The following is a 25,265-nucleotide window of genomic DNA, read 5'->3' as shown; positions in this document are numbered from 1 at the left end:
CTCAAGACCACACGTCCGGGCCGCCCTCCTGCCATTCGATGAGCGCCGGATCGTCCAACGCCACATCGTCCGGATCCAAGCCGGCCCGGCGTAGGAACTCCTCGACGTCCGCCAGACCGTAGGCCTGGCCGACCACCTCACCCTGAACCGTCACCCGCCGGGCTCCGTTCTCGACCGGGTGCACAACGACGGGTGGATGTTCCATACCCCCAAGGCTCGGGCACCCCCGGACCCGCCGCACCCTGGGCTACTCCGGAGGCGGTACGGCAACCCGCGTGCCCCGGCTACGGGTTCCCCGGTCCGGTGGACAACTGGACCCGGATGCTGCCGCCTCGCGCCATGCGGGTGCCGAAGGCGGGAACCTGCCCGCACACGTAGTGCGCCGCCGCACCGGCGTGCCGGGCGGTGTGCGCCGCACAGGTGCCGGATCCGCCCCGGACGACGTGCAGGCCGACCGTCTGTGCCCCCGTCCGTGCCTGGGTGAGGGTCTTCCCGACGAGATCGGGAACCGGCACCGTGGTGTCCGCCCGGGCCTGGCCGGGAGCGGAATCCGGGCCGGACGCGGCGTACGCTCCGCCCGCGGCCAGCAGCACCCCGACCGCCGCCGCCACTGACCACAGCCTGCGGGCGGGCCGCCGATCGCGCTTCTCCGGTTGCCGAGCCGTGGACGGCGCGGGCGCGGGGGTGTCCTCGTCGTTCGGGATCGCGGCCGTGGCGGTGGGCGGGCTGCTCACCAGGGTCGGCGGCGCCTCGGTGGCGGGGCTGGCGAGTCGGCGCAGAGCGAGCTCGATGTCAGCGCGCATCTCCTCAGCGCTCTGATAGCGCTCCTCCCGGTCCTTGGCCAAGGCCCGGTGGACGACCTCGTCACACGCCTGCGGCAGTCCGGGCACCCGGGCGGAGGGCGGCACGGCCGCGTCCCGTACCTGCGAGTAGGCCACGGCCAGCGGGTTCTCTCCGGTGAACGGCGGGCGTCCGGTCAGCAGCTCGTACAACAGGCAGCCGGTGGAGTACAGATCGGTGCGGGTGTCCACCTCCTCCCCGCGTGCCTGCTCCGGTGACAGGTACTCGGCCGTGCCGACGACCATCGCGGTCTGGGTCAGCGTCGCACCCTGCGCGCCAAGCGGCCGGGCGATGCCGAAGTCCATGACCTTCACCGTGCCGTCGGCGCCGAGCATGACGTTGGCGGGCTTGATGTCGCGGTGCACGATGCCGCAGTGGTGCGCGTGCGCCAGCGCTGCCAGCACTCCCGCGGTGAGGCGCAGCGCCTGTTCGGGCGTCGGCGCCGGATCGCCGTGCGCCAGCTCGGCCAGCGTGCGGCCCTCGACGTACTCCATCACGATGTACGGCAGGCTCGCCCCGTGCACGATCTGCTCACCCGTGTCGTAAACGGCCACGATGCCGGGGCTGTTGAGCAGTGCGGCCGACCGCGCCTCGCGCAGGAAGCGCTGGCGGTAGGACGGATCGCCCGCGCATTCGGGCCGCAGGGTCTTCACCGCGACCCGGCGGTGCAGCTTGAGGTCGTCGGCCAGATAGACCTGTGCCATTCCTCCCCGGCCCAGCAGCCTGCCGACCGCATACCGCTCACCGAGCGGACGTTCGTGCTCCATTCCGCGTGCCCTTCTCCGGCAGAAGCCGCACGGGTCCACGGCTCCGGCTTCGGCCTTCCTCGTACGGCGGGCGAATCCCGATCCGTGCGGCACGGTAGAGGGCAATCATGTGGATTCCTTGTGGAGCGAGGCGGTCGCGCGGGCTCTGGACGGCTCAGTAGTTCGCCCGCACGATGCCCAGCAGCCCGTCCTGCTCGCCGTTGATTCCGGCGGCGAACCAGACCGCGTCCTGTCGTGCCTTGTGGGTACCGCGTAGCAGGCCCCACAGTCCGGGGATGGTGATCGGCTTTCCCTTGGCGTCCTTCAGGGTTCCCATCAGGCGTCCGGTGCGCGGGTTGAAGGCGTGGATATGGCCGTCGCCGAAGTTGCCGACCAGTAGGTCGCCGGAGAACCTTCCGAAGTCGCGGGGCGCGAGTTCCATTCCCCAGGGGGAGTTGAGGACGCCACGACGAGCGAAATGCCGCAGCAGTCGGCCGTGCAGGTCGAACACGTCGATGAAGCCGTTGCCCGCACCGGCGACATCATCGTGCTTGGCCGGGTCCTGCTTGGCGTAGGTCACGAAGACCCGCGGGCCGAAGACCCTGACGTTGAACGGTGCGAAGCCGCTGGGAATGCTGGGATCGCGAAAGCGTCCGTGGGACGGCAGGCGGTGGAAGCGCCCGTCGAACACGTCGATGCGGGCGTCCCGGAAGTCGGCGACGAGCAGCCGCGGGTGGTGACGGTGGCGTCGGGACGCCGACCACTTCGAATGGAACGGCACCAGCGCCAGCCCCTTGTAGACGGCGTTGACGCCGCCCGTCTCGGTGTGGGCGACCCGCACGGCCGTCCGCCGCGACACACGTGGGCTCCACGCGAAGAGGTCTCCCTCCTCGCCGGAGAAGACGAGCCGTGCGGCACCTGACCGCCCGAAGGCATGGAAACGGAAGCCGCTCGTATCGTTGCGCGCATTGCCGGTCGGCGCACCGGCGCCGGGGATCGACACCACCCGGGGCAGCACCCTGGCCGGTTTGCCCGGCCTGGCTCCGGTGTAGGCCGTCGCCTTGTCACTGCCGTTGTCCGAGACCCACACCGCGCCGTGGAGCTGCGACAGGCCCCAGGGGTTGACCAGGTTCGGATCCGTGGCCGCCGCTCTGCCCGGCACGTTGGACACGAAGTCGAACTCCCGGTAGCCGCGGTCCCGTCGGTGCGACGGCTGCCCCGAGGCGGCCGGTGCCGTGAGTGCGACGGCTCCGAGGGCGCTGAGGGTGATCGCGACCGTCACCAGTCGCTTGGACCGGGACCGTCGGTGGCGCACGGAAACCTGGTGGGCCATGAGGTGCTCTTCCTCGCTGCTGGGTTAGCCGACGGAAGTATTCATTGACCAGCCAGGTAGGTTATTTCGTAATACAAGGCATAAAGAATGCATTCGGCCTAATGTCCGGGTCCGCAGCCCGGCCCGCCCACGAGCGTGATGGGCGGGCCGCACTGCGGGTTCATCGCCGGAGCGGCCGGGTCAGTTGGAGAAGTCCTGCGTCAGCCAGACGGTGCCCTGTGCGTCCCGGTGGACGGCTATGCCGATGTGGGTGAAACTGCTGCTCAGGATGTTCTGGCGGTGGCCGTCGTTCGGCGGCTTCTCGTCCAGCATGCCCTGGGTCAGCGACACGGCCATGGAGGCTATGTCCTGGGAACCCGTGCTGACCGGGCCGCCCTCGCCTATGTTCTCCCCGGCCGAGTTCCACTGCACGCCCGCGGCCGTCTCCCGGTCGCCCAGCGAGGCCTCACCCGAGCACTGGTGGGACAGGCCGCATCCGCCCGCCATGACCTGGTTGTGGGCTCCGGCGCTGCGCGTCAGTCCGGCGGTGATGGTGTAGGCGGGCAGCCCCTGGGCGGCCCGCGCCTTGTTGATCAGGGCCAGCACCTGCTGGACGGCGTCCGCGTTCTCGCCGGTCGGTGCGGTCGGGGTACTGCTGGTGACCGGGGCCGGCGGCGGCGTGGCGGGCGCGGAGTGCGAAGGCGTGGCCGAGGGCGTGGGGGACGCGGACCGCGAGGGTGCGGTCGAGGGCTTCGGGGTGGCGGACCCGGCCGGCGAGGTGACCGGACGCGGGGTGGCGGCGTGGTGCGCGTGGTGCGTGCCGTGATGCCACTGGTGTTCGTGCTCGTGGTGCACATGCCGCTCGCGCTGCGGATGCCACTGGTCGTGCGTCGCGGACTGGTGGCCGCTCGGAGCCGCGGTGGCGCCGCTGGCGCCCACCAGCGGCAGCATGAGCCCGGCACCGGCTATCCCGGTGGCGGCGAGGCGGCGAGCGGAGCTCTGGTGCGGACGGCGGTGCCGGCCGGAACCCGGTATCAGCATGCAGGCTTCCTCCACGACGCCTGCGAGGTGAGCTGTCGGGTTCGGGCGGTGAGGTAGCCCGGCCGCACGGATATCGGCTTCACCCCGAGCCGTGTTCACGCGCGCCCGGGCGCCGGACAGGGCGTGAGACGGCGACTTACCTGGTTCCCCCGCTCCTGCCCGTTACGGTGATCGGCTGCCCGTAGGCCGGTGGACAGGACTCGGCGTCCCGGCTGCAGGGGTACGCGTGTGCGAACACCCCGCACGCTAGGCAGCCGAGATCGTGACCCACAAGCATGTGTCGCGTACATCACACAGGCAACGGCTAATCTGACGCACCATCATGGAATGTGGGCCGATATTCCCCTACATACAGGGCGACTTCACGACACTCCGGGTGCGCGCCACCCGACACAGCGCCCCATAGGTGCGGAAACCACCATGGATCAGTCAGCGTGGGCCGGAGACCACTGGGTCGCCGTGACCGCCGTCCGCACTTCCGGTTCGGTCATCTTCGGAGCCACCTTGTCCTCGACCGCCGCCAGTGCGGCCGCGACGGCGATCTCCCGGGCCGCCGCGCGCATGCCCTCCAGCGGCGGCAGCAGCGGGGCCGGGCCGTCGGCGGGAGCCGCCTGCGTGGCGCAGCGTCCCACCGCCCGCGCCGCGGCGACCATCATCCGGTCGGTGACGCGGCTCGCCCGGGGTCGCCGAGGCCGAGGATGCGCTGGCCGTCGGTGACGACGATGACGTCCACCTCCTCGTTCGGGCGGTTGCGCAGGATCCGCCCGAAGCGGTCGCGGTCCTCCCAGGACATGAACAGTCCGCGCGGACGGCGGTAGATCGCGCTGAAGCGGCGGCAGGCTTCGCCGACCGTCGGCGTATGGACGATGGGCAGCATCTCCTCCAGGTACCGGGTCACCAGGCAGTAGAACAACACCTCGTTGTTGTCCTGGAGTTGGCGCAGATAGATGTGCCGGTTGATGTCCCGGGAATCGAGCGGCGGCATGGGAGCCTGCCCACTATCGCGGCTCTATCGACCAAGCGGCCGTGGCACGGCGCGAATCCCCGCGCCCGTCCGCCAACCGGCGGAAACAGTCCGGATCCGTGGTGCCGCGACGGGCGCAACCTGGCGGCGGCTCGGCGCCGAGGATCCGCCGGCCAGGCCCAGAGCGTCAGGGCGCGGCGCCGGGCGGCAGCTCCAGCTCGAACCAGACCACCTTGCCGTGGCGCGTGGTGCGGCTGCCCCAGCGATGGGCCAGCTCGTTGACCAGCCGCATACCGCGGCCGCTCTCCACGTCCTCGTCGATCGGGCGCAGCAGAGGGATCTGGCGGCTGGTGTCGGCCACCTCCACCGTCAGCGTACGGTCCTGGAAGAGCCGGAGCTGACGTGGCGGGCCGGCATGCCGCAGTGCGTTGGTGACCAGCTCGCTGACCAGCAGTTCGGTGATCTCGGCGAGTGACGTCAGCCCCCACGACCTGAGTGTGCTGCGGGTGAAGCGCCGCGCCTCTCCCGCGAGCGCCACATCCTCGGCCAGCGGAAGCGTGGCGATCTTGTCCTCCGGCACCGGAAGCGCCTGGGCCATGATCACCGCGATGTCGTCCTCGGAGCCTTCCGGCACCAGTTCGGCGAGCACGGCGTCGCAGGTCTCCTCCAGGCTGCGTTCGCCGTCGGCGAGAGTCCGGCACAGCAGGTCCATCCCCTCGTCGATGTCCTGGCCGCGCCGTTCGATCAGGCCGTCGGTGTACAGCGCCAGAATGCCGCCCTCCGGGATGGTGATCTCCACGCTCTCGAAGTCCACTCCTCCCACGCCCAGCGGCACCCCGGCGGGCAGGGCGACCGGCCGGGGGCCGCCGTCGCGGGCCACCACCACAGGCGGCAGGTGCCCGGCGGACGCCATGGTGCAACTGCGGTCGACCGGGTCGTACACCGCGCACAGACAGGTGGCGAACTGCCCCTCCCCGACACCCGAGGCCGTCTCGTCGAGCCGGGTCAGCAGTTGGTCGGGCAGCATCTCCAAGGTCGCCAACGTACGGGCCACCGTGCGCAGTTGGCCCATCGTGGCGGCGGCCCGGATGCCGTGCCCCATCACATCGCCCACGACGAGCGCGACCCGCCCGCAGGACAGCGGCACGACGTCGAACCAGTCGCCGCCGACCTCGCTGCCCACGCTGCTCGGCATGTAGCGGTGGGCGATCTCCATGCCCAGCGTGTGGCGGATCTCCTGGGGCAGGAGGCTGCGCTGCAAGGTGAGCGCGGTCTCCCGCTCCCGCCGGTAGAGCCGGGCGTTGTCGATGGACACCGCGGCGCGGGCGACCAGTTCCTCGGCGAGCGCCACATCGGCGGCGGTGAACGGCGCGGGGTTGCGGGTACGGATGAACTCCGCCCCGCCGAGGACCGCGCCGCGGGCCAGGACGGGCACCATCAGATACGAGTGGACACCCGCCGCGATGCCGGGCGCCACCCGGTCCGGCGTGCTCACGATGGCGGCGAGGCTCTCCTCGTCCACCTCCGGCACCAGGATCGAGCGTCCCCTGCGCAGGCTCTGTGCGTAGACCTTGCGGGACTCGAACTCGGAGGTCTCCCCCACGGAGTCGGCGACGTCCAGCAATCCCGATCCGGCCGCGTCGCCGACCGCGACCGCGCGCAGCACCAAGGGCTGGTCGGCACGCAGCTTGTCGGGCTCCTCGCCACGCAGCACCGGGTCCAGCAGGTCGACGGTGACGAAGTCGGCGAACCGCGGTATGACCACCTCGACCAGTTCCTCCGCGGTGCGCTGCAGGTCCAGTGTGGTGCCGATGCGGCTGCTGGCCTCGTTGATCAGCGCGAGCTGCTCCCGGGCGGCGTTGGCCTCACGCAGCGCCGCCTGACGCTCCATCAGGTTCTCGTGCTCACGCAGATACAGCCGGGCGTTGTCGATCGAGGCCGCGGCGCGCGAGATCAACTCATCGCCGAAGGTGCTGTCCTGGGCGTCGAAGGGCTCACGGTCCTTGTGACGGCCATAGATCACTATGCCGAGCACCGTCGCGCGGGCGACCAGCGGAACCACGCGCACGGGTTGGGACTCGCGGGCGAGGTAGGAACGCACCCGGTCGGGGCTGGCCACGGTGAGCGGCGGCAGCTCCTCGGCGGGCACGATCACCGTGCGCCGGCCCACCATCGCCTGCTCGTACGGTGAGCCGGGCGGGATGCGGTACACGCCCTCCGTCGGCAGGTCGACGGCGGGGAAGTCACCTTCCGAGGAGGCCAGCGCCAAGCGCCGGACCAGGGGCGACTCGGCCGCGTCCGCCGGTTCCGGGTCCATACCGCCGACCAGCCGCTCAAGTACATGGACCGAGCACACATCGGCGAGCTGGGGGACCATCGCCTCGGACAGTTCTCGGGCGGCCCGGCGCAGATCCAGCGTGGCGCCTATCCGGGCACTGGCCTCGGCCAGCAGGGAGAGCCGCTGCTGGGCCTGCTCCGCCTGGGCCTCGGCCTGGAACCGCTCGGTCACATCGATGATCGAGGAGCTGACTCCGAGGATCTGGCCGGACGGCGCCTCCAACCGGAAGTACGCGGCCGACCAGGCCCTGTCGTGGTCGGGATCGCCTGGCGTGCGGCCGTGCGACCGCGCATCGACGACCGGCTCGCCGGTGGCGAGCACCCGGCGCATCACCTCCTCGATCTCCTTGGCGTTGATGTCCGGCAGCACCTCGCTGAGCCGTCCGCCGATGTGCTGCTCCGCTGTCAGGCCGTTCATCCGAGCCAGTGCCTCGTTGATACGGATGAACCGCAGGTCGGTGTCGTAGAGGGCCAGGCCGATCGGGGACTGGTTGAAGAATCCGTCCAGGACGGCGAGGTCCTGCTCGACCCGGCGCAGTGCCTGCACCTCGGAGGCCGTCGCGAGGACGAAGCGCCGCCCCTCGGGGCCGACGATCGGGTAGGTGCGGAACTCCAGGTCAACGTAGTGGCCGTCCTGGTGCCTGACCGGGAACACACCGGACCAGCCGCGGCCGGAGGCGATGCTGTCGAACAGGGACAGCACCTCCGTCCACTGGTCCTCGGCCAGCAGCAGCTGAGCGGCGAACTGGCCCACGGCCTCGCTCGCCGAGTAGCCCAGCAGCGCCTCGGCGTCCTCGCTCCAGTGCAGGATCCGTCCGTCGCCGTCGAGCAGCGCGGTCGCCAAGGGAATCAGCCGATGGCCCTCCAGCCGCGCCCCTGCGCCGCCCGCCGAGCCCTGGGGGGCTCCTCGCGCGGGATCCAGCTCGTATCGGTGCATGACCAAGAAACCACCAGACGTCATCGTCCCGGTCCAGCACGCTCACATACCCGCCGCCGCACCTCCAGAGTGCTACGCCGCCTGCCGGACGGCGAGCGCACACCGCTACCGGCCGGTCAGCAAGCCGCTCCGCGACCTGCCGGGACCGGCCGCGCGACGGTATCCGGCCCCTCGACGGCCGTGCGCGGCGGCCTGACCAGCGCCGACGCACCGGCCGCGGCCCCCGGCGTGGGCGCGGCGCGGGGCGCCGCCGCGGCCCTGGCCGGGTCGCCGCATCAGACGGCCGCAGACAGTCGAGGCCACCCGGCCCACCGAGGGCGGCAGCAGTGGCACGCCTCAGCCACGCCCAACTCGTCGGCCTCGACCACCGGTTGCCGTCTCCGGACTCACCCAGGCGCAAGGCCGCCACCTCGTGGCCGTCCCCCCGGTGTCGCCAGCTCGTGGAGCAGGCCCCGGCCGGGGGTGACCAGAGCCCCCGGCAAGATCAATACCCCCGTACGGGGTCCGCCGGGCGGCACCCAGCGCGCCCCGGCACGTGCCCGCTGAACACGGCCGCAGCCCCGACCGCGAGCCGGGCGGCGCCTGCGCGGCGCCGCCCGCCCTGTCCGGTGCGCGTATCAGTGGCTGACCACCGCGTTGAGGTCCTGCTTCAGATCGTCGAGACTGAAGCCGTCAGGGTCCGGCCGGTTGCCGTCCGCCCACTGCGAGCTGAGCACCGCGTACGCCTCGTCGCAGTACGTCTCGAAGAATCCCCAGGTCATGGACTTGAGCTGGCCCCACGTGACACACATGACCTGGGTGGGCGTGTACCCGATCATCGGGACGCAGTGACCGCCCCAGCTGCTCGGCTGACCGGATCCCACCGGCCCGCCGGGCGGCACCGCCCACACCTTCTGCTTCTGAGCACTGACCGGCAGTTGCAGACCCACATAGGCGGCCCCGAACAACTCGACGATGTCCTTGATGTGCTCGACGTTTCCGGGCTCGCTCGCCGCGTAGGCGAGGATCGTGCCGTTGCCGATGCCTGTTTTGCGCCAGTAGTTGAGCGCATCAAGCATATTGGTGCCACGGTCCGTTGAGGGGTCGTTCGGGTTGAAGCCGGTAATCGTGGAGTAGACGTTCAACGCCTGCTGCTCGGTCGGCTCCATCTCCTGCGGACCCTCATAGGCGGTCCAGTTCTGCTCCATGTGCAGCGAGGCGGCGATCACGCAGTCGCCGTACCGGTCGTTCCCGAGCATGGTCCAGTCCTGAACCTTTTCGGTCCAGGTCTTCATCGGCGGAGCGGGTGGCAGCGCGGGCGTCAGATAGTCGGCGAGGTTCAAAGTGCGGTCGTCCACCTTGGGCGGCATTTTGCCGAGCCTGCCGATGCGCATTCCGTTGCCGTTCTGGTTGGCCATAGCCACGGTTACTCCCTTGTTCCGCCGGTGTCATCGGCCGTGTCTGGTGGGGTGGGTGTGCGGGTTCGCCACACTCCCGACGCTGGCAATGCCCTTGCGCCTCTGCTACCTGGGGTTGCCGAGATTGCGTCGAGTGAATGAACGGACTGGGCCACTGGTGTGGCGGCTGCCATCAGCCGGATCGTCATGTGGCCGGGATGAGTCTGTGGGCCACCAGGTCGGTCCTTCGAAGGGCTGCCCGGACGCGGAGCGATTGCCCTGATGGGTGTAGAGGAAGCCGAGCATGTGGTCGAAGGAGCGGTTTTCCAGCATCAGGACCACGATGTGGTCGATCAAGCTCAATCGAGTGGCATCCGGCATCACGCACCTCCAACAGACTGCGGGAGGGGGAAGGGGAAGGGCCTCACAGCGCGGCAGCCGACGCCGGTGTCCCGGTCACACTACGACCCATTGCCTGATGGATCGCATGTTCTGCCACGGAACGTACCGAAGGGGAGGCGGACCGTCCCGCCACCCGGCGAGCGGCGGCAACGCCGTGACGAGGCAGCGCCGAGCCCACGCCCCTGCGGGGCACTACGGCTGGTCGCCGGCCGCGACGGAGCGGTGGCGGTGGGCGGCGGCCGCGAACGCCTCGGTGATCTGCACCGCTCGTTGGGGTTGGGTGGACGCCGGCGGCTGGGACACCTCTGGTTCGCCGACATGGGCGAGGTGTCGCCACACGAGTTCCGCCTGACGTGCGAAATCCCGGTAGTGGGATGGCGCTTCGGCCGGGTAGGGGGCGTCAGGTGCGGTGACGTTCAGCCCGGTCGCGCCGGGCGTGGCGCCGACGTACCCGGAGAGGTCAGGCAGGTCCGTCCGGGGCTCGGCGAGGGTCAGCACCGAGTGGAACGGCGTGGCCCACTCGTCTCGGCGGGTGAGGGGTCGGGCGTGCGGGGCGAAGAGGGCGCGCAGGGTGGCGGGGACGGCTGCGTGATCGCGCACCCGCGCGTCCACGGTGCCCGCGGCCACCAGCGGCGAGACGATGACGGCCGGAACTCTCGGGCCGAGCAGGGTGAAGTCGAAGGTCTCGGCCTTGCGATGGCACAGGCTGTGCTGTAGCCGGGCGGCCCAGCCAGGCCCTTGGGTACCGGCGTCCGCGGGGCTGGGAACGCCGACGGGCGGAGGGACATGGTCGTACAGACCGCCGTGTTCGTCGTAGGTGATCAGCAGTACGGATCGCGCGAAGAGCGCCGGGTTGGCGCGTAGCGCCTGGTAGACGCCGGCGATGAGCGCCTCGCCGCGGCTGAAGTCGCTGTCGGGCGAGGCGTCGGCGAACGCCGGGTATCCGCCTGCGTCCACCTGGTTGTTGCCCGGGTGCTGGTTGTTGCTGACATCGGGCGCGCCGATGATCGGGTCGTGGTCCAGGGTGTGCAGCGGCGGCCGGTGATTGGGCTCGATGAAGGAGTAGGCAGGCAGTTTCCCGGCCGCGACATGGTCCGCGAAGGCGCTGGCCGGAAACCAGTTGGCGTGCCGCTCAGGGGTGTCCCACAGTCGTCGGAAGGCCCATACCTGCGGGGTGTCGTCGTGATAGATGTGCCAGGTCCTCGCGTGGTCGGTGGTCCCTTCTTCCTCCAGTAGCTCGAAGATCGTGCGGTTGGTGTACGCGCGCAGATCGATGTCGACCTCGCCGTCGGATGTCGCGGCATGCAGGAAGTTGCGGTTGGGCCAGGTTTCACCCGGCAGCGAGCAGAACCACCGTGTACATACGGCGAATTCGAGTGCCAGTCGGCTGAGCACCGGGACATGGGCGGGGGGTTGGCAGAGCATGGCCAGCGGCCCCAGCCCGGCGGCCGCCGGGCGTGTTGGTCCGCCGCGCGCGTGCCACCAGTTGAGCAGCGGACCGAGTGCACCACCGTACGTCGGTGGTGACAGACCGCGGCCTTTGCGTTCGAGACTCATGACGAATCCCTGATTGGTGGGGGACGCGGCACCTGCCGTCCCCCTGAGCGCGAGTTGCTCCATGACCGCGTCATGCGAATGGTCGGGGTCGATCGGCAAGGCGGTCTTGGCGCGCGGCTCGGCCGTCACCGGTGCGGCGGAGTCCCAGCCGGGGTTCGTGTGTGGCCCGCCCCGGGTGAGTCCGTCGAACTTCGGGTTCGGATGCTCGACAAAACCGAGCATATGGTCGAACGAACGATTCTCCAGCGCCAGCACGATCACATGGTCGACGACTGCCACGATTCCTCCTCCCGCCGGGTGCTGCCTGCCACCGCGTCCGCGGCGGTCCTCACCGCTTCGACTGGTCCGCCACGGCCGGGTGCGTGGCCGTGGACACGCGCGATCGCGTGGGGACACGTCCCGGGCGATCGTCAAGGCGCTGCACCCGACCGGACACGTGCCATGATCACGATGCATGCCGCTGGCGACCCCGCGCACCCCGTCCGGTCCATTCGAGGGGCGCCAGCCGCGGCGGGCACATGGGAAGGCAACGAGACGGACGGGTGATCCGGCTCCTCGGGCACCAGACGGCGAGGAAGTGATGGCGGCGAACGAGTCGGAACCCGCGAGGCGAGCGGCCCCCGTGCTGCTGGCAACGGCCTTCTTCGGTCTGATGGTGTTCTTGTCGATCGCGGCGCTGGACAGCGACCGCAGGCTGCCGAACATGGCCCCGGTGGTGTCGTTCCTGGTCTCCGGGCTGCTCGGCCTGGTGACCAACCCGCAGGCCCTGTGGCGTACGTGGGTGTGGGCGGTGATGGCGGCGACGTCCCTGGCGGTCAGCGTCCTGGCCGCGGTCATGGCCCTGCTGCGCCCGACACACGTGGACGCCCTACCGGCGATGGTCGCCGCCCTCGCCGCGTTCGGCGGGCTGTTCATCGACACCGCGTCCAGCACCCACCCCACCAGCAGGGCCTGAGGCCTCGCGCCATCACCCCCTCGGCCCAGGGCTACTGCGCGAGCTGCGCCAAACGGGTGGACACCGGGCTCCGCGCGGCTGAGGTCCCCAGCCCCGTGGGTCCACCGAGCGGCCACTGAGCTCCGGTGCGGCGTCGCAGTTCGGCCTCCTGGTAGCGGTGGCAGCCCCGATGCCAGGTCAGGATTCCGGCCATCCAGTTCTGCAGTTCGCGCACATAGCCGTCCAGCATCCGGCGGGCGGTCTCCCCCAGCTTGAAGTCGTCATACAGCACGGGCAGTTCATGCGCGGCGACATGCTCGAACTCGCGCATCCGGGAGGTCATCAGGTCATGGACGATGGCGAGCCCGGTCGGATAGTCGCAGTCGAAGAAGTTCTGGACGACGAGGATGCCGTTGTGGACCTCTCCTTCGAACTCGATCTCCTTCTGGTACGAGAAGACATCGTTGATCAAACATGCGTAGTCGGTCGCGGAGTTCTCCAGGGACCTCAGCGGCCCGGTCCGGTAGATCTCCGGTGGGATCTCCTCGCCATGAGCCAGTCGGCACAGGCTCATCGTGAGCTCGGAGCCGAAGGTGGCCCGGCGCATCTCGATGTAGTCCACCGGGTCAGGGATGCGGTTCTGCGCCTGGTTGGCCAGCTCCCACAGCCAGCTGGAGATCATGTCCTCGATGGCCGTGCGGAACCTGCGGCGTGCGCTCACGGTCATCGGCTCCGCGGTGCGGGTCCACAGGTCGGCCAAGCCCCGCTCCAGCGCGTTCGCCGGGGCCGAAGCGGTGTCGGCGTCGATCGGCATGAGGGCAGCGAGTCGCTCGTTGCATGCCTTCGCGCCGGCCAGGTTCCGGGCTCGCCCGAAGACCACGGGGTAGTAGTCGTCCGCGTAGGTGCCCCAGGTCAACCACTGTGACGACAGGTCGAGTTCGTCGGGTGAGGCGTCCGGGTGGATCCCCGCCGCGCACAGCGGGAAGTCGAAGGCGACGAGCTTGTGCTCGTCCCAGATGTGGGAGCCGGGAAGGCCCGGCTGCGCCTTGAGCATCCCCATCCGGTGCGCCCACTCGACCGTGTTCTGGCGCGCCGAGTGCAGGTGCGGGCTGAGGGTGGTGGTGAACGGCATGTAGAAGTCGGGCAGTTGGGACGGGCCGACCCTCTGGTGGGGAACGTGGGTGAAGCGTCGTCCCCGGTCGGCCCCGATCCGTCCGCCGGTCAGCTTCAGATCCGCCGCCGAGGTGCCCAGTCCGCTGGGGATGAACGGGGACCAGCCGACGGACGGGGCGGACCGCGTGGCATTGTTCATGTACCGGCTGGAGCGCATATGCCATTCATGGCCGCCGGACTGCCAGTCCTGCAGGCCCTTGACGTATGCCAGGACATCGGCGGCGGACCGTGCGCCCACGCCCTTCTCCACGAGGAGCGGGCCGAGTTCCGTCAGGGCGGTGTTCTCGAACTGCTGCAGCCGTGAGGTGAGAAGGTCGTTGACGGCGTCCGCGGCCTGCTGGGTGGTGCAGTCGAGGAACTTCTCCAGCACCAGGACACCGTTGCTGAGTTCGCCCTCCTCTTCGGTCTCCCGCTGGTAGGAGAACAGGTCGTTACGCAGGTGAACACCGTCCGAAAAGGTTTCCTTGAGAACCCGCATCGGCCGGCTGCCGGCGATCACCGCGGGGACCTCAGCACCCACCGCGTGTTCGATCAGACCGGCCGACCATGGCGCTCCGCCGACCTTGCGGCGCATCTCGATGTACTCGACGGGGTTGGGGATCCGGCCTGCGTTGATGTTGGAGAGTTCCCAGAGCGACTCGTTGAGCAGGTTCTCGGTGCTTTCGGCGAACCGGGCTCGCCAGTCCAGGGACATGGCGGGGACACTGCGTTCCCAGAGATCGATCAGGCCCGCCTCCACCGGATTTGTCGGTTCGGGGACTCCGGTGGCCAGATCCATCGGCATGAAAGCCGAAAGCCGGTCCAGGTACTCCTTGCCGCCCTCCCGGTCCCCGGATCGCTTGAAGACCTCCAGGAAATGGTCGTCGAAGAAGAACACCCACACATACCAGTCGGTCACCAGCGAGAGCTCGGGACCGGAGGCGTCCGGGTGGGTGTAGGCGCACAACAGCGCATAGTCATGCGCGTCGAGGTCATGCTCGTCCCAGATGCCGGAACCCTCCAGCATCCCCATGTCACGGGCCCACTTCTTGCAGTGCGAACGCGCCTCCTCCAGGTGGGGATTCAGCCGCGCCGGATAGGGCATGTAAAAGTCGGGCAGTTCAAAAGGCTGTGTCTGCGTCACTGGTGGCGGCCTCTCTTGACTTTATCGCCACGGACATGGGATTGAGCGGCCGGAGGCCAACTGCCTGCCAGGCCGGTTCGATTCGCCGGAAAGAGGAACCCGGGGACGAGCTTTTCGGAGCGTGCCGAATTCGTAAGGCTTTCCGCGGACCGCCCCTCCTCATGCCGTGCGACCCGGTCGCATCAGCACTACCCAGGGTGGCAGTCGATTACCCAACCCCGTGACTCATCATATAAGCATGGGTATTTCAGGTGCCCCCGAGAGCACACTGCCCATCCCGCGCATTCGCCGACCTCAGTCAGCTCCGCCCATCTGATTCTGCCGCACCGGCGGCAATGCCAGTCCACCTTCGAACCCGCGTGCGCTGTAAGGAGTTTGCCTGTGACACCGGCGGCCGTTGCCAGTTCCCTTCGCCGTGGACACGCTGGAGCTCACGCTCGACGACGACATTCCGGCCTCGGTCCGTGACCACCCCTTCGTACGCCGCATCTGGCAACTCGCCGCCTTGGCGGCACTCGCCCACGACGACCTCGCATCACTCGACCAGGACGCGGCGACGCGCTCCTACGCTCCAGCGCCGTTCCGCACCCTCAGCTCCGGCCCCGCCGAACAGACCGCGTACGCGCGGCTGGTCGGCACACTGACCGACAAGCTGGTGCTGATGCTGGACTGGCAGCGAAACAACGTCCGCTTCCGGCGCCGAGCCGAGCCCACGGCCACGGCCCTGCGTCGGCTACGCGGCGAGGCCGCCCTCCCGGCACCAGGGTGAGCTCCCAGGGTTGAGTCTCCCTCGACGGGAGACTCCAAGGTGGTGGACATGGACGACGACGCCCTCTGGACCATCGGGGAACTGGCCCGGCTGACCGGTCTCACGGTCAAGACCATCCGGTTCTGGTCCGATGCGGGAGTGGTGCCGCCGACCGACCGCACACCCGTCGGCTACCGGCTCTACGGCCGGGACGCGCTGGCCCGTCTCGGTCTCGTCCGTACGCTGCGCGACCTCGGCATCGACCTCGCCACCATCCAGCGGGTGCTGGAACGCGAGGTCAGCGTCGCCGACGTCGCGTCAGCGCACGCCGAGGCCCTGGATGTGCAGATCCGCACCTTGCGGCTGCGCCGGGCCGTGCTGCGCGCGGTGGCCAACCGCGGGTCCACACCAGAGGAGATGCAACTCATGCACAAACTCGCCACACTCTCCGACCAGGAACGCCGCCGTATGATCCACGACTTCGTCGACCAGGCCTTCGGCGGCCTCGACGTCGACGCCACGTTCCTCACCTTGATGCACGGCGCGATGCCGGAGCTGCCGGACAACCCGACGGCGGAGCAGCTCAACGCCTGGGTGGAGCTGGCGGAGCTGGTGCAGGACGACGGCTTCCGGGCTCGCATGCGTCGGGCGGCCGCCGATCAGGTCCGGGCCCGAGCGGAAGCCGGGCAGCCCGACGAGGCCGCCGCCCGTCGGCTCGCGGAGCTGATCCAGGCGCGCACCGCCTCGGCACGTGAAGCCGGAATCGAGCCGACTTCCCAGGCGGCCCGACCGGTGCTGGACGAACTCGCCGCCGAGTGCGCGCGGTTGTGCGGGCGCGAGGACGGAGCGGAGTTCCGCACCTGGCTGTTGGCACGCATGGAGACCGGTCATGACTCGGGTTACACCCGGTACTGGGAACTGCTCGCGGTGATCAACGGCTGGCCGCCCGCGCCCAGCGTCACTCCTGCCGTCGAGTGGTTGATCGCCGGGCTGCGGGGCAACTGACCCGGTGGCCGTGGCGGCGGTGAACTCCTGCCGCCGCCACGGCCGCTCGCCCGTCCCGGTGCCGCGCTCGGCGTGCGGCGGCGGGCCGCGCAGCGTTCAGCGGACCACCCGTACCATCGGGCGCAGCCGCGACTCGATCTGCGACAGGGCCCGCTCGGCGGTCGGCAGCACCAGCGGGCCCAGCGCGGCGACGCCGATGGCGGTGGTGACGCCCGCCCAGGCCACCGGCCCCAGCGGAGTGCAGTCGAAGAAGTGGCTGACCACGGGCGTCTGTACCAGGCCGACCAGTGCCGCGGCCGAGCCGAGCACGGTCAGCAGTACCAGCGGGCTGTGGCGGCGGCCGATGACCGTCTGGGTGAGCTGGGCGCCCACCACCCCGCAAAGGGCCATCGTGCTGGTGCGTCGGGCGGATCCGGGGGTGAGGGTGCCGATCAGCCACGCCGTGCCCGCGCCAAGCCCGGTGATCACACCGCGTTGCCGGATCTGGCGGGTGAGCGGCTCCCGGAGGACGGCCATGCCCACCGGGGCGGTGCCAGCGGGGGCGGACTCCTCGCCGGTTTCCCCGTTCGCGGTGTCCGGGGATCGCTGGGGGTCCTGCGGAGTGACCGCGACCGCCATCGCCGGGAACATGTCGGTGAGCAGGTTGACCAGCAGAAGCTGACGCGTGGACAACGGCGAGGTCCCCGAGACCAGCGTACCGAGCACGGTGAAGCCGACCTCTCCGGCGTTGCCGCCGATCAGGATGCTGATAGCGTCCGCCACGCTGCTCCACATCGCCCGGCCTTCGGCGATGATGTCGATGAGGACCGACAGTTCGTCAGTGGTGATCACCAGGTCCGCGGCATTGCGGGCGGCCGCCGAGCCCCGTACGGCGATGCCGATGCCGGCGTCGGCGGCGCGGATGGCGGCGGCGTCGTTCGCGCCGTCCCCGACCATTGCCACCACCCGTCCGGCCTCCTGGAGCGCCTCGACGACCTGCAGCTTCTGTTCCGGCGCCACCCGGGCCACCACCCCGCAGTCGCGCAGCAGCCGGGCCCGGCCGGCCCGGTCCAGGTCGGCGAGTTCGCCACCGGTGACCACGGTGACGTCCTTCGGCCAGCCCAGTGCGATCGCCACGGCACGCGCGGTCTGCGGATGGTCGCCGGTGAGCATGACCGGGCGGACGCCGGCCCGGCCGAGCCCGGCCACCAGCGGGGCGGAACTCGCGCGCGGTGCGTCGGCGAGGGCCACGAACCCGACGACTTCCAGCGACTCAAGCGGCTTGCCGAGCGCCTCACTCTCCTCGCCAGGGACCAACCGGCGCTGGGCGACGGCCAGTACGCGCAGTCCTTCGGCGGCGAGGGACTGGGCCCTCGCGGCGGCATCGGCGCCGACGTCCACGCAACACGGCAGCACCACTTCCGGTGCGCCCTTGACCACCAGCACGTCCGTTCCATCGGCGTCGGTGCCCACGGCGGACGCGTACCCACGGCTGGCTTCGAACGGCTGCACTTCAAGGGGCGACCACTGCGGATCCGGCGGAGCCGCGACGAGGACCGCCTCGTCGGTGGCGTGCGCGTGCACGCCGGTGTCCTCGGCGCCCCGCGGGCAGGCCCGGGCCGCGATCCGCAGCACGGGCGCCGCCTCGGGAGCGTCGGCCGGGTGCGTGGCGCCATCGACGGTGACGGTACGGACGACATGCAGCCGGTTCTCGGTCAGGGTGCCGGTCTTGTCGAAGCAGACCGTGTCCACCCGGCCCAGTGCTTCCAGGGCGCGCGGGGTGCGCACCAGTACGCCGTGTCTGCTGAGTCTGCGCGCGGCGGACATCTGCGCGACCGTCGCCACCAGCGGCAGCCCCTCCGGTACCGCGGCCACGGCGACCGCGAGTCCGCCCCTGACCGCCTCCCGGACCGGTCGCCCGCGGATCAGCGACAGTCCGGTGACGACGGCACCGCCGGCGAGCGTGAGCGGCAGTACCCGGCTGGTCAGTTCGTGTAGCCGGGCCTGCACCCCGGCCGCGGGCGCCACATGCGACGCGAGATGCTCCGCCCGGCCCGCCTCTGTCTGGTCGCCGGTGCCGACCACCACGGCCCGCGCCCGCCCGGCCACCACGGTGGTGCCTTCGAACAGCATGGACTTGCGCTCCGCGACCGCCGCCTGCGGTGTGGCGGTCAACTCCTTGCGGGTCGGCAGCGACTCGCCGGTGAGCGAGGACTCGTCCACCTCCAGATCGTCGGCCTCCAGCAGCCGAGCGTCCGCGGGGACCACGTCGCCGGTCTGCAGCTCGATCACCTCCCCCGGCGCCAGTCGCCCGGCCTCGACGGTGGTGGTCGCACCACCGCCCTTGTCGGCCACCCGCCGGGCCGTTCGCCGCTGTCCCGCCGCGAGCGCCGAAAGCGCACGCTCGGCGCGTAGTCGCTGCACCCCGCCGACCAGGGCGTTCATCCCCATCGCGCAGGCGACCAGCAGCGCGTCCACGGTGGACCCGAGCAGCGCCGACGCGGCGGCGCCGACCACGAGCACGGGAGTGAGCGGATCATCCAGTTCGGCCCGTACCGCAGTCACCAGACGCACCGTCAGACGGGCCGGGGTGAACACCGGCAGCTGCGCCACAGCGCCGAGCCGGGTGCGCAGCAGATGCAGCGCGGACGGCCTCGGACGCGGCATGCTGGCCAGCCGGGCGAGCGCCTCCTCGGGCTGCAGGGCATGCCAGGGCACCCGTGGCCGGGGGTGGGGCGTCGAGCGGGCGCTGACCCTGACGGCGGCGCGCCAGCCCGACACCAGGGCCGAGGCGGCGGCGACGTTGACCGGGCTGAGCCGGAACCCCAGGCTGAACGGGGCGCGTTGGGTCCGTCTGCCCCGGGTGAGCACCAGCAGCCCGGACAGTGCCGCGCCCGCCTCGGCGAGGATCTTGGAGTGCCGGCCGACGGTGCGCGCGGCGGGGACCGCGGCCAGCAGCCGCCACACTCCCTCAAGTCCCCGCAGCGGAAGGACATCCGCGCCCCAGACCACCGCGCTGCGCTCGTCGGTGACCGAGACGGCCAGGTCGCTCTGCAGCAGTCCGGCGAGTACCTCGCGGCTCTCCTCCGTCAAGTCCCGTTCCATGGTGGCGCCTTCGGCCGGAACGCGCGCCACCGTGAGCACCACCCGGCCGTCCTCCTGCAGCCCGCGTACGACATCGGCCAACGGCCGGTCAGCGGAGACGAGTTCGTCGACCAGGGCGGCGAAGTCGCCGAGCGACGCATCGTCCACCACCACGACGCGCAGACCGGCCCGGCGCGCCGCGTCCAACCCGGCCTCGGCAAGCGGGTCGACCTCCCAGCCGACCAGTACGGTGCCCACCTCCTTGCCGCGCGCCGAAGCGATCATCAGCCCCGTCCGAGCCGCCTCCTGGCCGGGCACCGGACGCAGGCGGAGTCCCAACTCGGCGGACGGCGGCGCCCATTCGTCGGGCGGGCGCAGCGCCACGGTCGCGGCACGCCACAGCCGGTCATGGTCCCAGCCGGGCGCGCTGGGGTTCACTTCGAGCACCGTGCGGCGGTCGCCGTGCAGCGCCTCGGGGTGCAGGACCACGGTGTCCACGATCTCCAGCTGCCGCAACCGCTCGGTGTCGCGCACCAGCACGTCCTCGCGCGCCAGGGCACTGCCCAGCACCGCGGAGAAGGCCGCCGGTCCGTAGCGGGCGGCCTTCGGCGAGCCGGCCAGCACGGCTTCGGCCGCCTCCCGGACGTCGCGGGTGAACAACAGTGTCGCGGCCGCGCCGACCACGCTTCCGGTGACCGCCTGGTCCGCGTACTCCTCGCCCGGGTACGGCCGGATCGCGGGCCGTTCCACCAGCCCGGCCAGGCTCAGCCGTCCGGGAGCGCAGACCTTGTCATGAGCGGCGTCGAACGCGGCGGCGCGGGCGAACGACTCCACCAGCTGCGCGGCGCGCAGTGCCGCGTCCAGCACCAGGGCGGTCGGCGACTGGCCGAAGCCGTGGGCGGCGGCGTTTGCCGCCGCCAGCGCGAGGTCGGCCGGGGCGGTGCCCAGTCGGCGGCGCAGGGCGCGGCGTACCCGGGAGTCCTCCCGCAGCAGCGTTACCACCGCGGTGACCATCTGCGGGGAGCTCTTCAGGCCCACGGTCCGCGCGGTGACCGCGGTGGTGATGCCCGCCAGGTCGCAGGCGAGCGCGAGTGCCCCGGTGCGCACGCTCCCCACGTCGCCCGGGTGAACACGCTCCAGCACCCGCTCCCCGGGGTGCGCGAGTCCCTCCCTGTCGGCCAGTTGGTACACCTTCTCGGCGATCCGGTCGGCGGGCGCGTCCTCGGTCATCTGGACCACCAGCCGGGCCAGTCCGCCGTCCCAGTAGGCGACCAGCACATCGGGGTGCTCGGCCAGCGCCACCGCGACCTTCCTCGCCGCCGCTTCGAGGTCGTGCACGCCGCGCATGCCGGCCTCCGGCGACGGTCGCAGGACCAGGTGCAGCCGGGATCCGGCACACCAGTACCCGGTGCCCGGCGTCAGGGCGTGCCGCGCGACCCGTGCGAGGCGGACGGCGGTGCTCGACACCGCCGCCGCACCGCTCGTCGTGGCGTGCACGCCGGCGTCCGCGATATCGGCCGCGATCCGGGCGGCGGCCTCTGCGGGCGCTACGACACGTCGTGTGACCTGGGCAGGAGCGGCCATGGCAAGGCCGAGCCCGATCAGTGGCAGACGGGTCAGCAGACGCAGAACCATGCCTTACCTTCGCGGAGAGCCAGCGATCGCACGGGCTGTGACGCGCGGCGTCAGGTTTTTTGCCCGCTAGTGGCGGATGGCGAGGTTTGGGCGCGTTGCGGTGCGCCGGACTGGGCGGACGTACGGGAGCGCGCCGCCGCGGCCGTCCTGGCCGGCTTCCGGGCGGTCGTCCGCTTGGAAGCCGTCTTCTTCGACGCGGTCTTCTTGGCCGTGGGCCGCTCGGCCGCCGTCTTCGTCCTGGGCCGGTCCGCCTGAGCCTTCCGGGCCTTCGGCCGCTGACCGGCCTGCTGCGCCGCGGTATGGCCGTTGTGCTGGGGGCGCGACTGGGTCAGCCATACGACCGCGGCGCCAGCGGCTGCCACCGGCCACTCGACCAGGCCCGCGACGCCCAGCAGGCCGACACCGGCATAGGCGGCGACCCTGCGGGCGTGGGGAGACACGGCGCCGACAGTGTCCAGCACGCCGTCCACGGCGCCCTTGACGGCGGGGGCGCCGGGCACATGGTTCACCGCCTCCGTCATCGTTTGGACCGGATGTGACAATTTCGACATGACCGTCGAGGTTGTATCGGGGCGCTCACTCATGGTGTCTCCGATCGCGGCTACGGGGCAGGACACGCCGTACTTAGGCCGACGGCCCACCTGCGTTCATCTGACCCTCCCCTTTTGTTTGCCAGAACTCTCCTTGACAACTTACGGCAATAACCGCAAATCTCGTCATATGACAGCACCTCGTTAGGCGAGGCGTCTGCGCGGACACAGGCCACTGACCTCGAACGTCGAGAGACGCCCCAGGTCAGGACAGCCCGCCTCGGCACAAGGGGTGGGCCCAAGTGGCTACCGGGCCTACGGGCCGGGAATACGCCGCGCAGTGCTGAAGCTCCGACGAGAGAGGTGCCCTCGCGTTGTACGGGGGGCTCCTCGGCCCGTTCGATGACACCCACGCGTGTCCTGGCCGTGAGGAGGTGAGGGGAAATGAGTCCCAGGCCCAGTCCAGAGCCCGATCCGGGGCAGCACCCCCCATTCCCGTCCGATCGCGGCTTCCGCGCCCGTTGAACCGCACCGCACGCATCGTCCTGCCCGCTCGCCGTGGCGGCGAACGTGACGTGTGCGTCGGCGGCGGCGCGCGCCACCGCACGCGATCCGGCCCGTCTCGCGAGGGAGACCAGCCATGCGCATCGAACTGACCTGGCCGCGTTCCGACGCCGCCGACCGCACCCTGACCGTCCCCGTACCCGACGTCCCGGTGGCCAGCCTGGTCCGCCCCGTGCTGCACCACGTACGGCGGGCGTGGACCCCCGCCGCGGCGCGGCGGGTCAGCACCTACGCCCAGCCCGTGGTGGGCAGCGCGGCCAGCGCCGTGGGCGCGGGGGTGCTGGTGCAGCTCGCCCTGCCGTTCGCCGTCCGGCTGGCCCGGCAGGCATTCGACGACGCCACGGCCCGCCCCGGGCGCTCCGCCGAAGACTGATACGGCAGGATGACGCCATGAGCGTCGTCAAGATCATGGAACGTGTGCCGCTCGAAAAGTCGTCGCTGCACGTCACGCCGCATATCGGTACTCGTTGATCAGGCCACCGAGGATCCGGGTGCGTAGCGCCTCGCGGGTGTCGAGGTCATGCACCGTGGCGGGCTGTTCGTAAGCCTCAGGTCGTGGCTGGCGCGTGGTGGCTGGCGCCGGGCCTGGTGGGGGCGGTGCTCGTTGTGGTGCCGATCGTAGGCGGCAAGGACCTTCCGAGCATGGGCCTCGTTCGCGATGAGGACGTGGTCGAGGACCTCACGCCGGATGCTGCCGATGATCCGTTCGCAGTGGGCGTTCATCCGAGGAGCTCGCGGCGCACTCTTGAGGATCTCCATGTCCTCGGCCTGGAAGACACTGTCGAACATCTCGCCGTACTTGCCATCACGGTCACGCAGCAAGAAGCGCAGGGAGATCGGCACGACTATCTGGGAGAGCCGCGAGGCCGCCCGAGCCGACGTCTTCCGCTTCATCGAGGTCGAATACAACCGCACCAGGCTCCGCAAGCACCCCGAGTTCGGCTACCTCACCCCACTCGAATCCCGAGCCGGACTGCAGCACGACTTCACCCCGCAGCGTAAGCACACGCTGTCCAAGATCAAGGGGGAACTTCAGCACGAGTACCAACGTGCCGCTTGACCAGGCCAGGTGATTAATCGGCACCCACAGTCTTCTTTGCGCTCGGGCTGCTGGCCACCCGCCGCCGCGAGAACGGCGGTCGAGCGCCTAACCAGCCCCTCTATCGGTTTCAGCCCCCAATTCCCTGGCAGCGGAGTCGACTTGAAGAGGCAGGTAATGGCTGGATGACGGCGGATCCAGGCTCCGGTTCTGAACGGCGACTGGTCAAGGCCATCCGTCCACAGCAAAGGGCTCGTTGCATTCGTAGCGGCCGCTACGAGGAGCGTCGCCACGCCGTGGCCAGTAATTCTGCTTGATCAACCCAACTTTGAAACAGCTTTGAACGCAGAGGCACTCATGTCTGCCTATCTGTTCACAGTGAGCGATTGCCGAGTGGGAAGGTGATAGTTTCCGCTTGGCGAACAATCATCGTTCGCAGGAAATGGCCTGTCAGCGCAGCTGCAGAGGAGTCGTTGATGATACGTCGGGTTGTGGCATCGGCCGTCGTCGGTGCAGGCATGCTGGGTACCGTTCTTCTCGCCTCGGGCACGGCGTCCGCTGCGGACTTCGTTCCGGGCGGGGTGTACCCGTCACTGTCTGCCTGCGCCGATGCGGGTAATGCGGGCTTCCCGGAGGGACGCTGGGTGGGGTGGAACTGCCAACCGCTCGGCGACGGGCAGTTCGAACTGTGGGTGCAGCCGACCTACTGAGGTAGCTCAGCACGGGTGGCTGGCCCATGCGGTATCACACCGGGTCGATGACGGACAGGGTGGTTGGTTGATGGAGATCGAGCGAAGTTCGGGCAGCCACGGCGCCGCCGTGAAGAACACCATCCCGTCCGAGGCCGCCGGCCCCAGCCAGTCGGGTGCGCTCCTCCGGATCGGAGCCAGCAGACTGACCAGTTCGGATTCGCACAGCCATCGTGCCAGCGGCAACACATCCTCATCGACCTCGAGATACGCGGCGAGCACATCGAAGTCGGCCACGCTGACTCCCACCGGCTGGCTCGCCGGACGTTGCTTCGCGGTGTTGACCGCGGCGGCGTCCGTTCCCGTGATCACATAGGCCAGCGGCGAAGGGAGCGGCAGCACGACCGGAGCGCCCGACCGCAGGACGTCGATGGCGTCGGCAACGCCGCGGTCACCGGCCAGTAGAGTCGGCACTTTTCCTCGATCTCCCGATTGACTATTTGATTGCCAGGGCACGGGAGTTTTCGGATGGCGTCCTCGGGGGAATCGCCTGGTCCTCACTGGCCCCCCGAGTTCCCAGTACGGTGCGGCCGGCCGGTGATGCGGTCGTAGGCGACCCGGAGTTCCTCAGGTCCGCGCAGCAGCATATTCGGCCGGTAGGGGGGCGGGTCGGCGACGAGGCGCGGGTTGCTCAGCCGTGTGGCGATCGCGGTCAGCGCGGCTTCGGCCTCCATCCTGGCCAGTGCGGCGCCAAGTGAAGCGCCCCGGGTCGAATGGAGGCTCGATTCTCTGAGAGGATTGAGTCATGGCACGTCCTTCCCGTTATCCCGCTGAACTGCGTAATCGCGCGGTCCGCATGGTCGCCGAGGTGCGACCCGACTACGACTCCGAGTGGGCCGCGATGACGGCGGTCGCCGGCAAGCTGGGGATCGGGACGACCGAGACGCTGCGCGCGTGGGTCCGCCAGGACCAGATCGACAACGGGGCACGGCCCGGAACGACAACCGAGGAATCCGCGCAGGTCAAGGCGTTGAAGAAGGAAAACGCGGAGCTGAAGCGGGCGAACGAGATCCTCAAAGCCGCGGCGAGTTTCTTCGCGGCCGAGCTCGACCGGCCACATCTGCGCTCGTAGCGTTCATCGACGAGCACCGGGCCCGCTTCGGCGGTGTCGAGCCGATCTGCAGAACGCTCACCGAGCACGACTGCAGCATCGCCCCCTCCACCTACTACGCCCACAAGCACCGCCAGGG

21 protein-coding genes, 2 pseudogenes and 2 riboswitches are annotated in these 25,265 nt (G+C 70.2%); of the genes and pseudogenes, 7 read left to right on the top strand and 16 right to left on the bottom strand.

Annotated elements, in window-relative coordinates:
* Window position 1: 1 nt before the first annotated feature.
* The 10 genes and pseudogenes from P2L57_RS12825 to P2L57_RS12780 all read right to left on the bottom strand — a co-directional run bounded on the left by P2L57_RS12825 (window position 2) and on the right by P2L57_RS12780 (window position 11,791).
* Window positions 2-205, bottom strand: a complete 204-nt coding sequence (locus tag P2L57_RS12825; protein WP_275813035.1) for a hypothetical protein — start codon at window positions 203-205, stop codon at window positions 2-4.
* A 79-nt stretch (window positions 206-284) separates the two neighbouring features.
* The gene (locus P2L57_RS12820) at window positions 285-1,607 is read right to left on the bottom strand and encodes a protein kinase domain-containing protein (RefSeq protein ID WP_275813032.1); all 1,323 of its coding nucleotides are present in this window, start codon (window positions 1,605-1,607) and stop codon (window positions 285-287) included.
* Window positions 1,608-1,761: 154 nt separating this feature from the next.
* On the bottom strand, window positions 1,762-2,919 hold the full coding sequence (locus P2L57_RS12815; RefSeq protein WP_275813028.1) for a TIGR03118 family protein: 1,158 nt from the start codon (window positions 2,917-2,919) through the stop codon (window positions 1,762-1,764).
* A gap of 180 nt (window positions 2,920-3,099) precedes the next feature.
* Window positions 3,100-3,939, bottom strand: a complete 840-nt coding sequence (locus P2L57_RS12810) for a CAP domain-containing protein (RefSeq protein WP_275813025.1) — start codon at window positions 3,937-3,939, stop codon at window positions 3,100-3,102.
* 2 nt (window positions 3,940-3,941) lie between these two features.
* A riboswitch (cyclic di-AMP (ydaO/yuaA leader) is annotated at window positions 3,942-4,126 on the bottom strand.
* Between the two features lie 238 nt (window positions 4,127-4,364).
* Window positions 4,365-4,595: a hypothetical protein gene (locus P2L57_RS12805; RefSeq protein ID WP_275813022.1), complete on the bottom strand. Its 231-nt coding sequence runs from the start codon at window positions 4,593-4,595 to the stop codon at window positions 4,365-4,367.
* A gap of 20 nt (window positions 4,596-4,615) precedes the next feature.
* Window positions 4,616-4,906, bottom strand: a pseudogene (locus tag P2L57_RS12800) (NAD-dependent malic enzyme); the annotation flags it as partial.
* A 184-nt stretch (window positions 4,907-5,090) separates the two neighbouring features.
* On the bottom strand, window positions 5,091-8,177 hold the full coding sequence (locus P2L57_RS12795) for a SpoIIE family protein phosphatase (RefSeq protein ID WP_275813016.1): 3,087 nt from the start codon (window positions 8,175-8,177) through the stop codon (window positions 5,091-5,093).
* A gap of 617 nt (window positions 8,178-8,794) precedes the next feature.
* Window positions 8,795-9,580: a hypothetical protein gene (locus P2L57_RS12790; protein ID WP_275813013.1), complete on the bottom strand. Its 786-nt coding sequence runs from the start codon at window positions 9,578-9,580 to the stop codon at window positions 8,795-8,797.
* Window positions 9,581-9,679: 99 nt separating this feature from the next.
* Window positions 9,680-9,934 (bottom strand): alkaline phosphatase family protein, encoded by a 255-nt coding sequence (locus P2L57_RS12785; RefSeq protein WP_275813010.1) that lies wholly within the window; start codon window positions 9,932-9,934, stop codon window positions 9,680-9,682.
* 213 nt (window positions 9,935-10,147) lie between these two features.
* Window positions 10,148-11,791, bottom strand: coding sequence for an alkaline phosphatase family protein (locus tag P2L57_RS12780; protein ID WP_275813006.1), 1,644 nt, complete (start codon window positions 11,789-11,791; stop codon window positions 10,148-10,150).
* 343 nt (window positions 11,792-12,134) lie between these two features.
* On the opposite strand from P2L57_RS12780, the gene P2L57_RS12775 reads away from it, so the two are divergent.
* Window positions 12,135-12,467, top strand: a complete 333-nt coding sequence (locus P2L57_RS12775) for a hypothetical protein (protein WP_275813003.1) — start codon at window positions 12,135-12,137, stop codon at window positions 12,465-12,467.
* Between the two features lie 31 nt (window positions 12,468-12,498).
* Here P2L57_RS12775 and P2L57_RS12770 read toward each other — a convergent pair whose 3' ends face one another.
* The gene (locus tag P2L57_RS12770) at window positions 12,499-14,742 is read right to left on the bottom strand and encodes a family 2 encapsulin nanocompartment cargo protein terpene cyclase (protein ID WP_275812998.1); all 2,244 of its coding nucleotides are present in this window, start codon (window positions 14,740-14,742) and stop codon (window positions 12,499-12,501) included.
* 397 nt (window positions 14,743-15,139) lie between these two features.
* Between P2L57_RS12770 and P2L57_RS12765 the strand changes: the two genes are divergently transcribed.
* Together P2L57_RS12765 and P2L57_RS12760 are read left to right on the top strand one after the other, a co-directional pair.
* Window positions 15,140-15,511 carry a terpene synthase family protein gene (locus P2L57_RS12765; protein WP_275812995.1) on the top strand — a complete coding sequence of 124 codons (372 nt, stop codon included), beginning with the start codon at window positions 15,140-15,142 and terminating at the stop codon, window positions 15,509-15,511.
* 48 nt (window positions 15,512-15,559) lie between these two features.
* On the top strand, window positions 15,560-16,495 hold the full coding sequence (locus P2L57_RS12760; protein ID WP_275812993.1) for a helix-turn-helix domain-containing protein: 936 nt from the start codon (window positions 15,560-15,562) through the stop codon (window positions 16,493-16,495).
* A 96-nt stretch (window positions 16,496-16,591) separates the two neighbouring features.
* Here P2L57_RS12760 and P2L57_RS12755 read toward each other — a convergent pair whose 3' ends face one another.
* Window positions 16,592-21,193 carry a cation-translocating P-type ATPase gene (locus P2L57_RS12755; protein ID WP_275812990.1) on the bottom strand — a complete coding sequence of 1,534 codons (4,602 nt, stop codon included), beginning with the start codon at window positions 21,191-21,193 and terminating at the stop codon, window positions 16,592-16,594.
* Between the two features lie 50 nt (window positions 21,194-21,243).
* Entirely contained in the window at window positions 21,244-21,714 is a 471-nt protein-coding gene (locus P2L57_RS12750; protein WP_275812987.1) for a hypothetical protein, read from the bottom strand.
* Window positions 21,715-21,916: 202 nt separating this feature from the next.
* Window positions 21,917-22,093: riboswitch (M-box (ykoK) riboswitch) on the top strand.
* 270 nt (window positions 22,094-22,363) lie between these two features.
* Between P2L57_RS12750 and P2L57_RS12745 the strand changes: the two genes are divergently transcribed.
* A complete protein-coding gene (locus P2L57_RS12745) occupies window positions 22,364-22,660 on the top strand; it encodes a hypothetical protein (protein ID WP_275812984.1) in 297 nt (98 codons plus the stop codon).
* Between the two features lie 98 nt (window positions 22,661-22,758).
* Here the strand turns inward: P2L57_RS12745 and P2L57_RS12740 are convergent, their stop codons facing one another.
* Window positions 22,759-23,076, bottom strand: coding sequence for an integrase core domain-containing protein (locus tag P2L57_RS12740; protein WP_308292464.1), 318 nt, complete (start codon window positions 23,074-23,076; stop codon window positions 22,759-22,761).
* Between the two features lie 10 nt (window positions 23,077-23,086).
* Here P2L57_RS12740 and P2L57_RS12735 point away from each other — a divergent pair, with 10 nt between their 5' ends.
* Together P2L57_RS12735 and P2L57_RS12730 are read left to right on the top strand one after the other, a co-directional pair.
* The gene (locus tag P2L57_RS12735) at window positions 23,087-23,347 is read left to right on the top strand and encodes a hypothetical protein (protein ID WP_275812980.1); all 261 of its coding nucleotides are present in this window, start codon (window positions 23,087-23,089) and stop codon (window positions 23,345-23,347) included.
* Window positions 23,348-23,802: 455 nt separating this feature from the next.
* Entirely contained in the window at window positions 23,803-24,036 is a 234-nt protein-coding gene (locus P2L57_RS12730; RefSeq protein WP_275812977.1) for a hypothetical protein, read from the top strand.
* Between the two features lie 6 nt (window positions 24,037-24,042).
* On the opposite strand, the gene P2L57_RS12725 is transcribed toward P2L57_RS12730, so the two are convergent.
* Window positions 24,043-24,531: a hypothetical protein gene (locus tag P2L57_RS12725; protein WP_275812974.1), complete on the bottom strand. Its 489-nt coding sequence runs from the start codon at window positions 24,529-24,531 to the stop codon at window positions 24,043-24,045.
* A 41-nt stretch (window positions 24,532-24,572) separates the two neighbouring features.
* Entirely contained in the window at window positions 24,573-24,749 is a 177-nt protein-coding gene (locus tag P2L57_RS12720) for a hypothetical protein (protein WP_308292463.1), read from the bottom strand.
* A gap of 71 nt (window positions 24,750-24,820) precedes the next feature.
* Here P2L57_RS12720 and P2L57_RS12715 point away from each other — a divergent pair.
* Window positions 24,821-25,265: pseudogene (locus P2L57_RS12715) on the top strand (transposase); the annotation flags it as partial.

It is taken from the genome of Streptantibioticus ferralitis (assembly GCF_029223525.1).
Classification (GTDB): Bacteria; Actinomycetota; Actinomycetes; order Streptomycetales; family Streptomycetaceae; genus Streptantibioticus_A; species Streptantibioticus_A ferralitis.
Note: the sequence above shows the minus strand (reverse complement) of the source record. Positions and strands in the feature narration are given on the sequence as shown.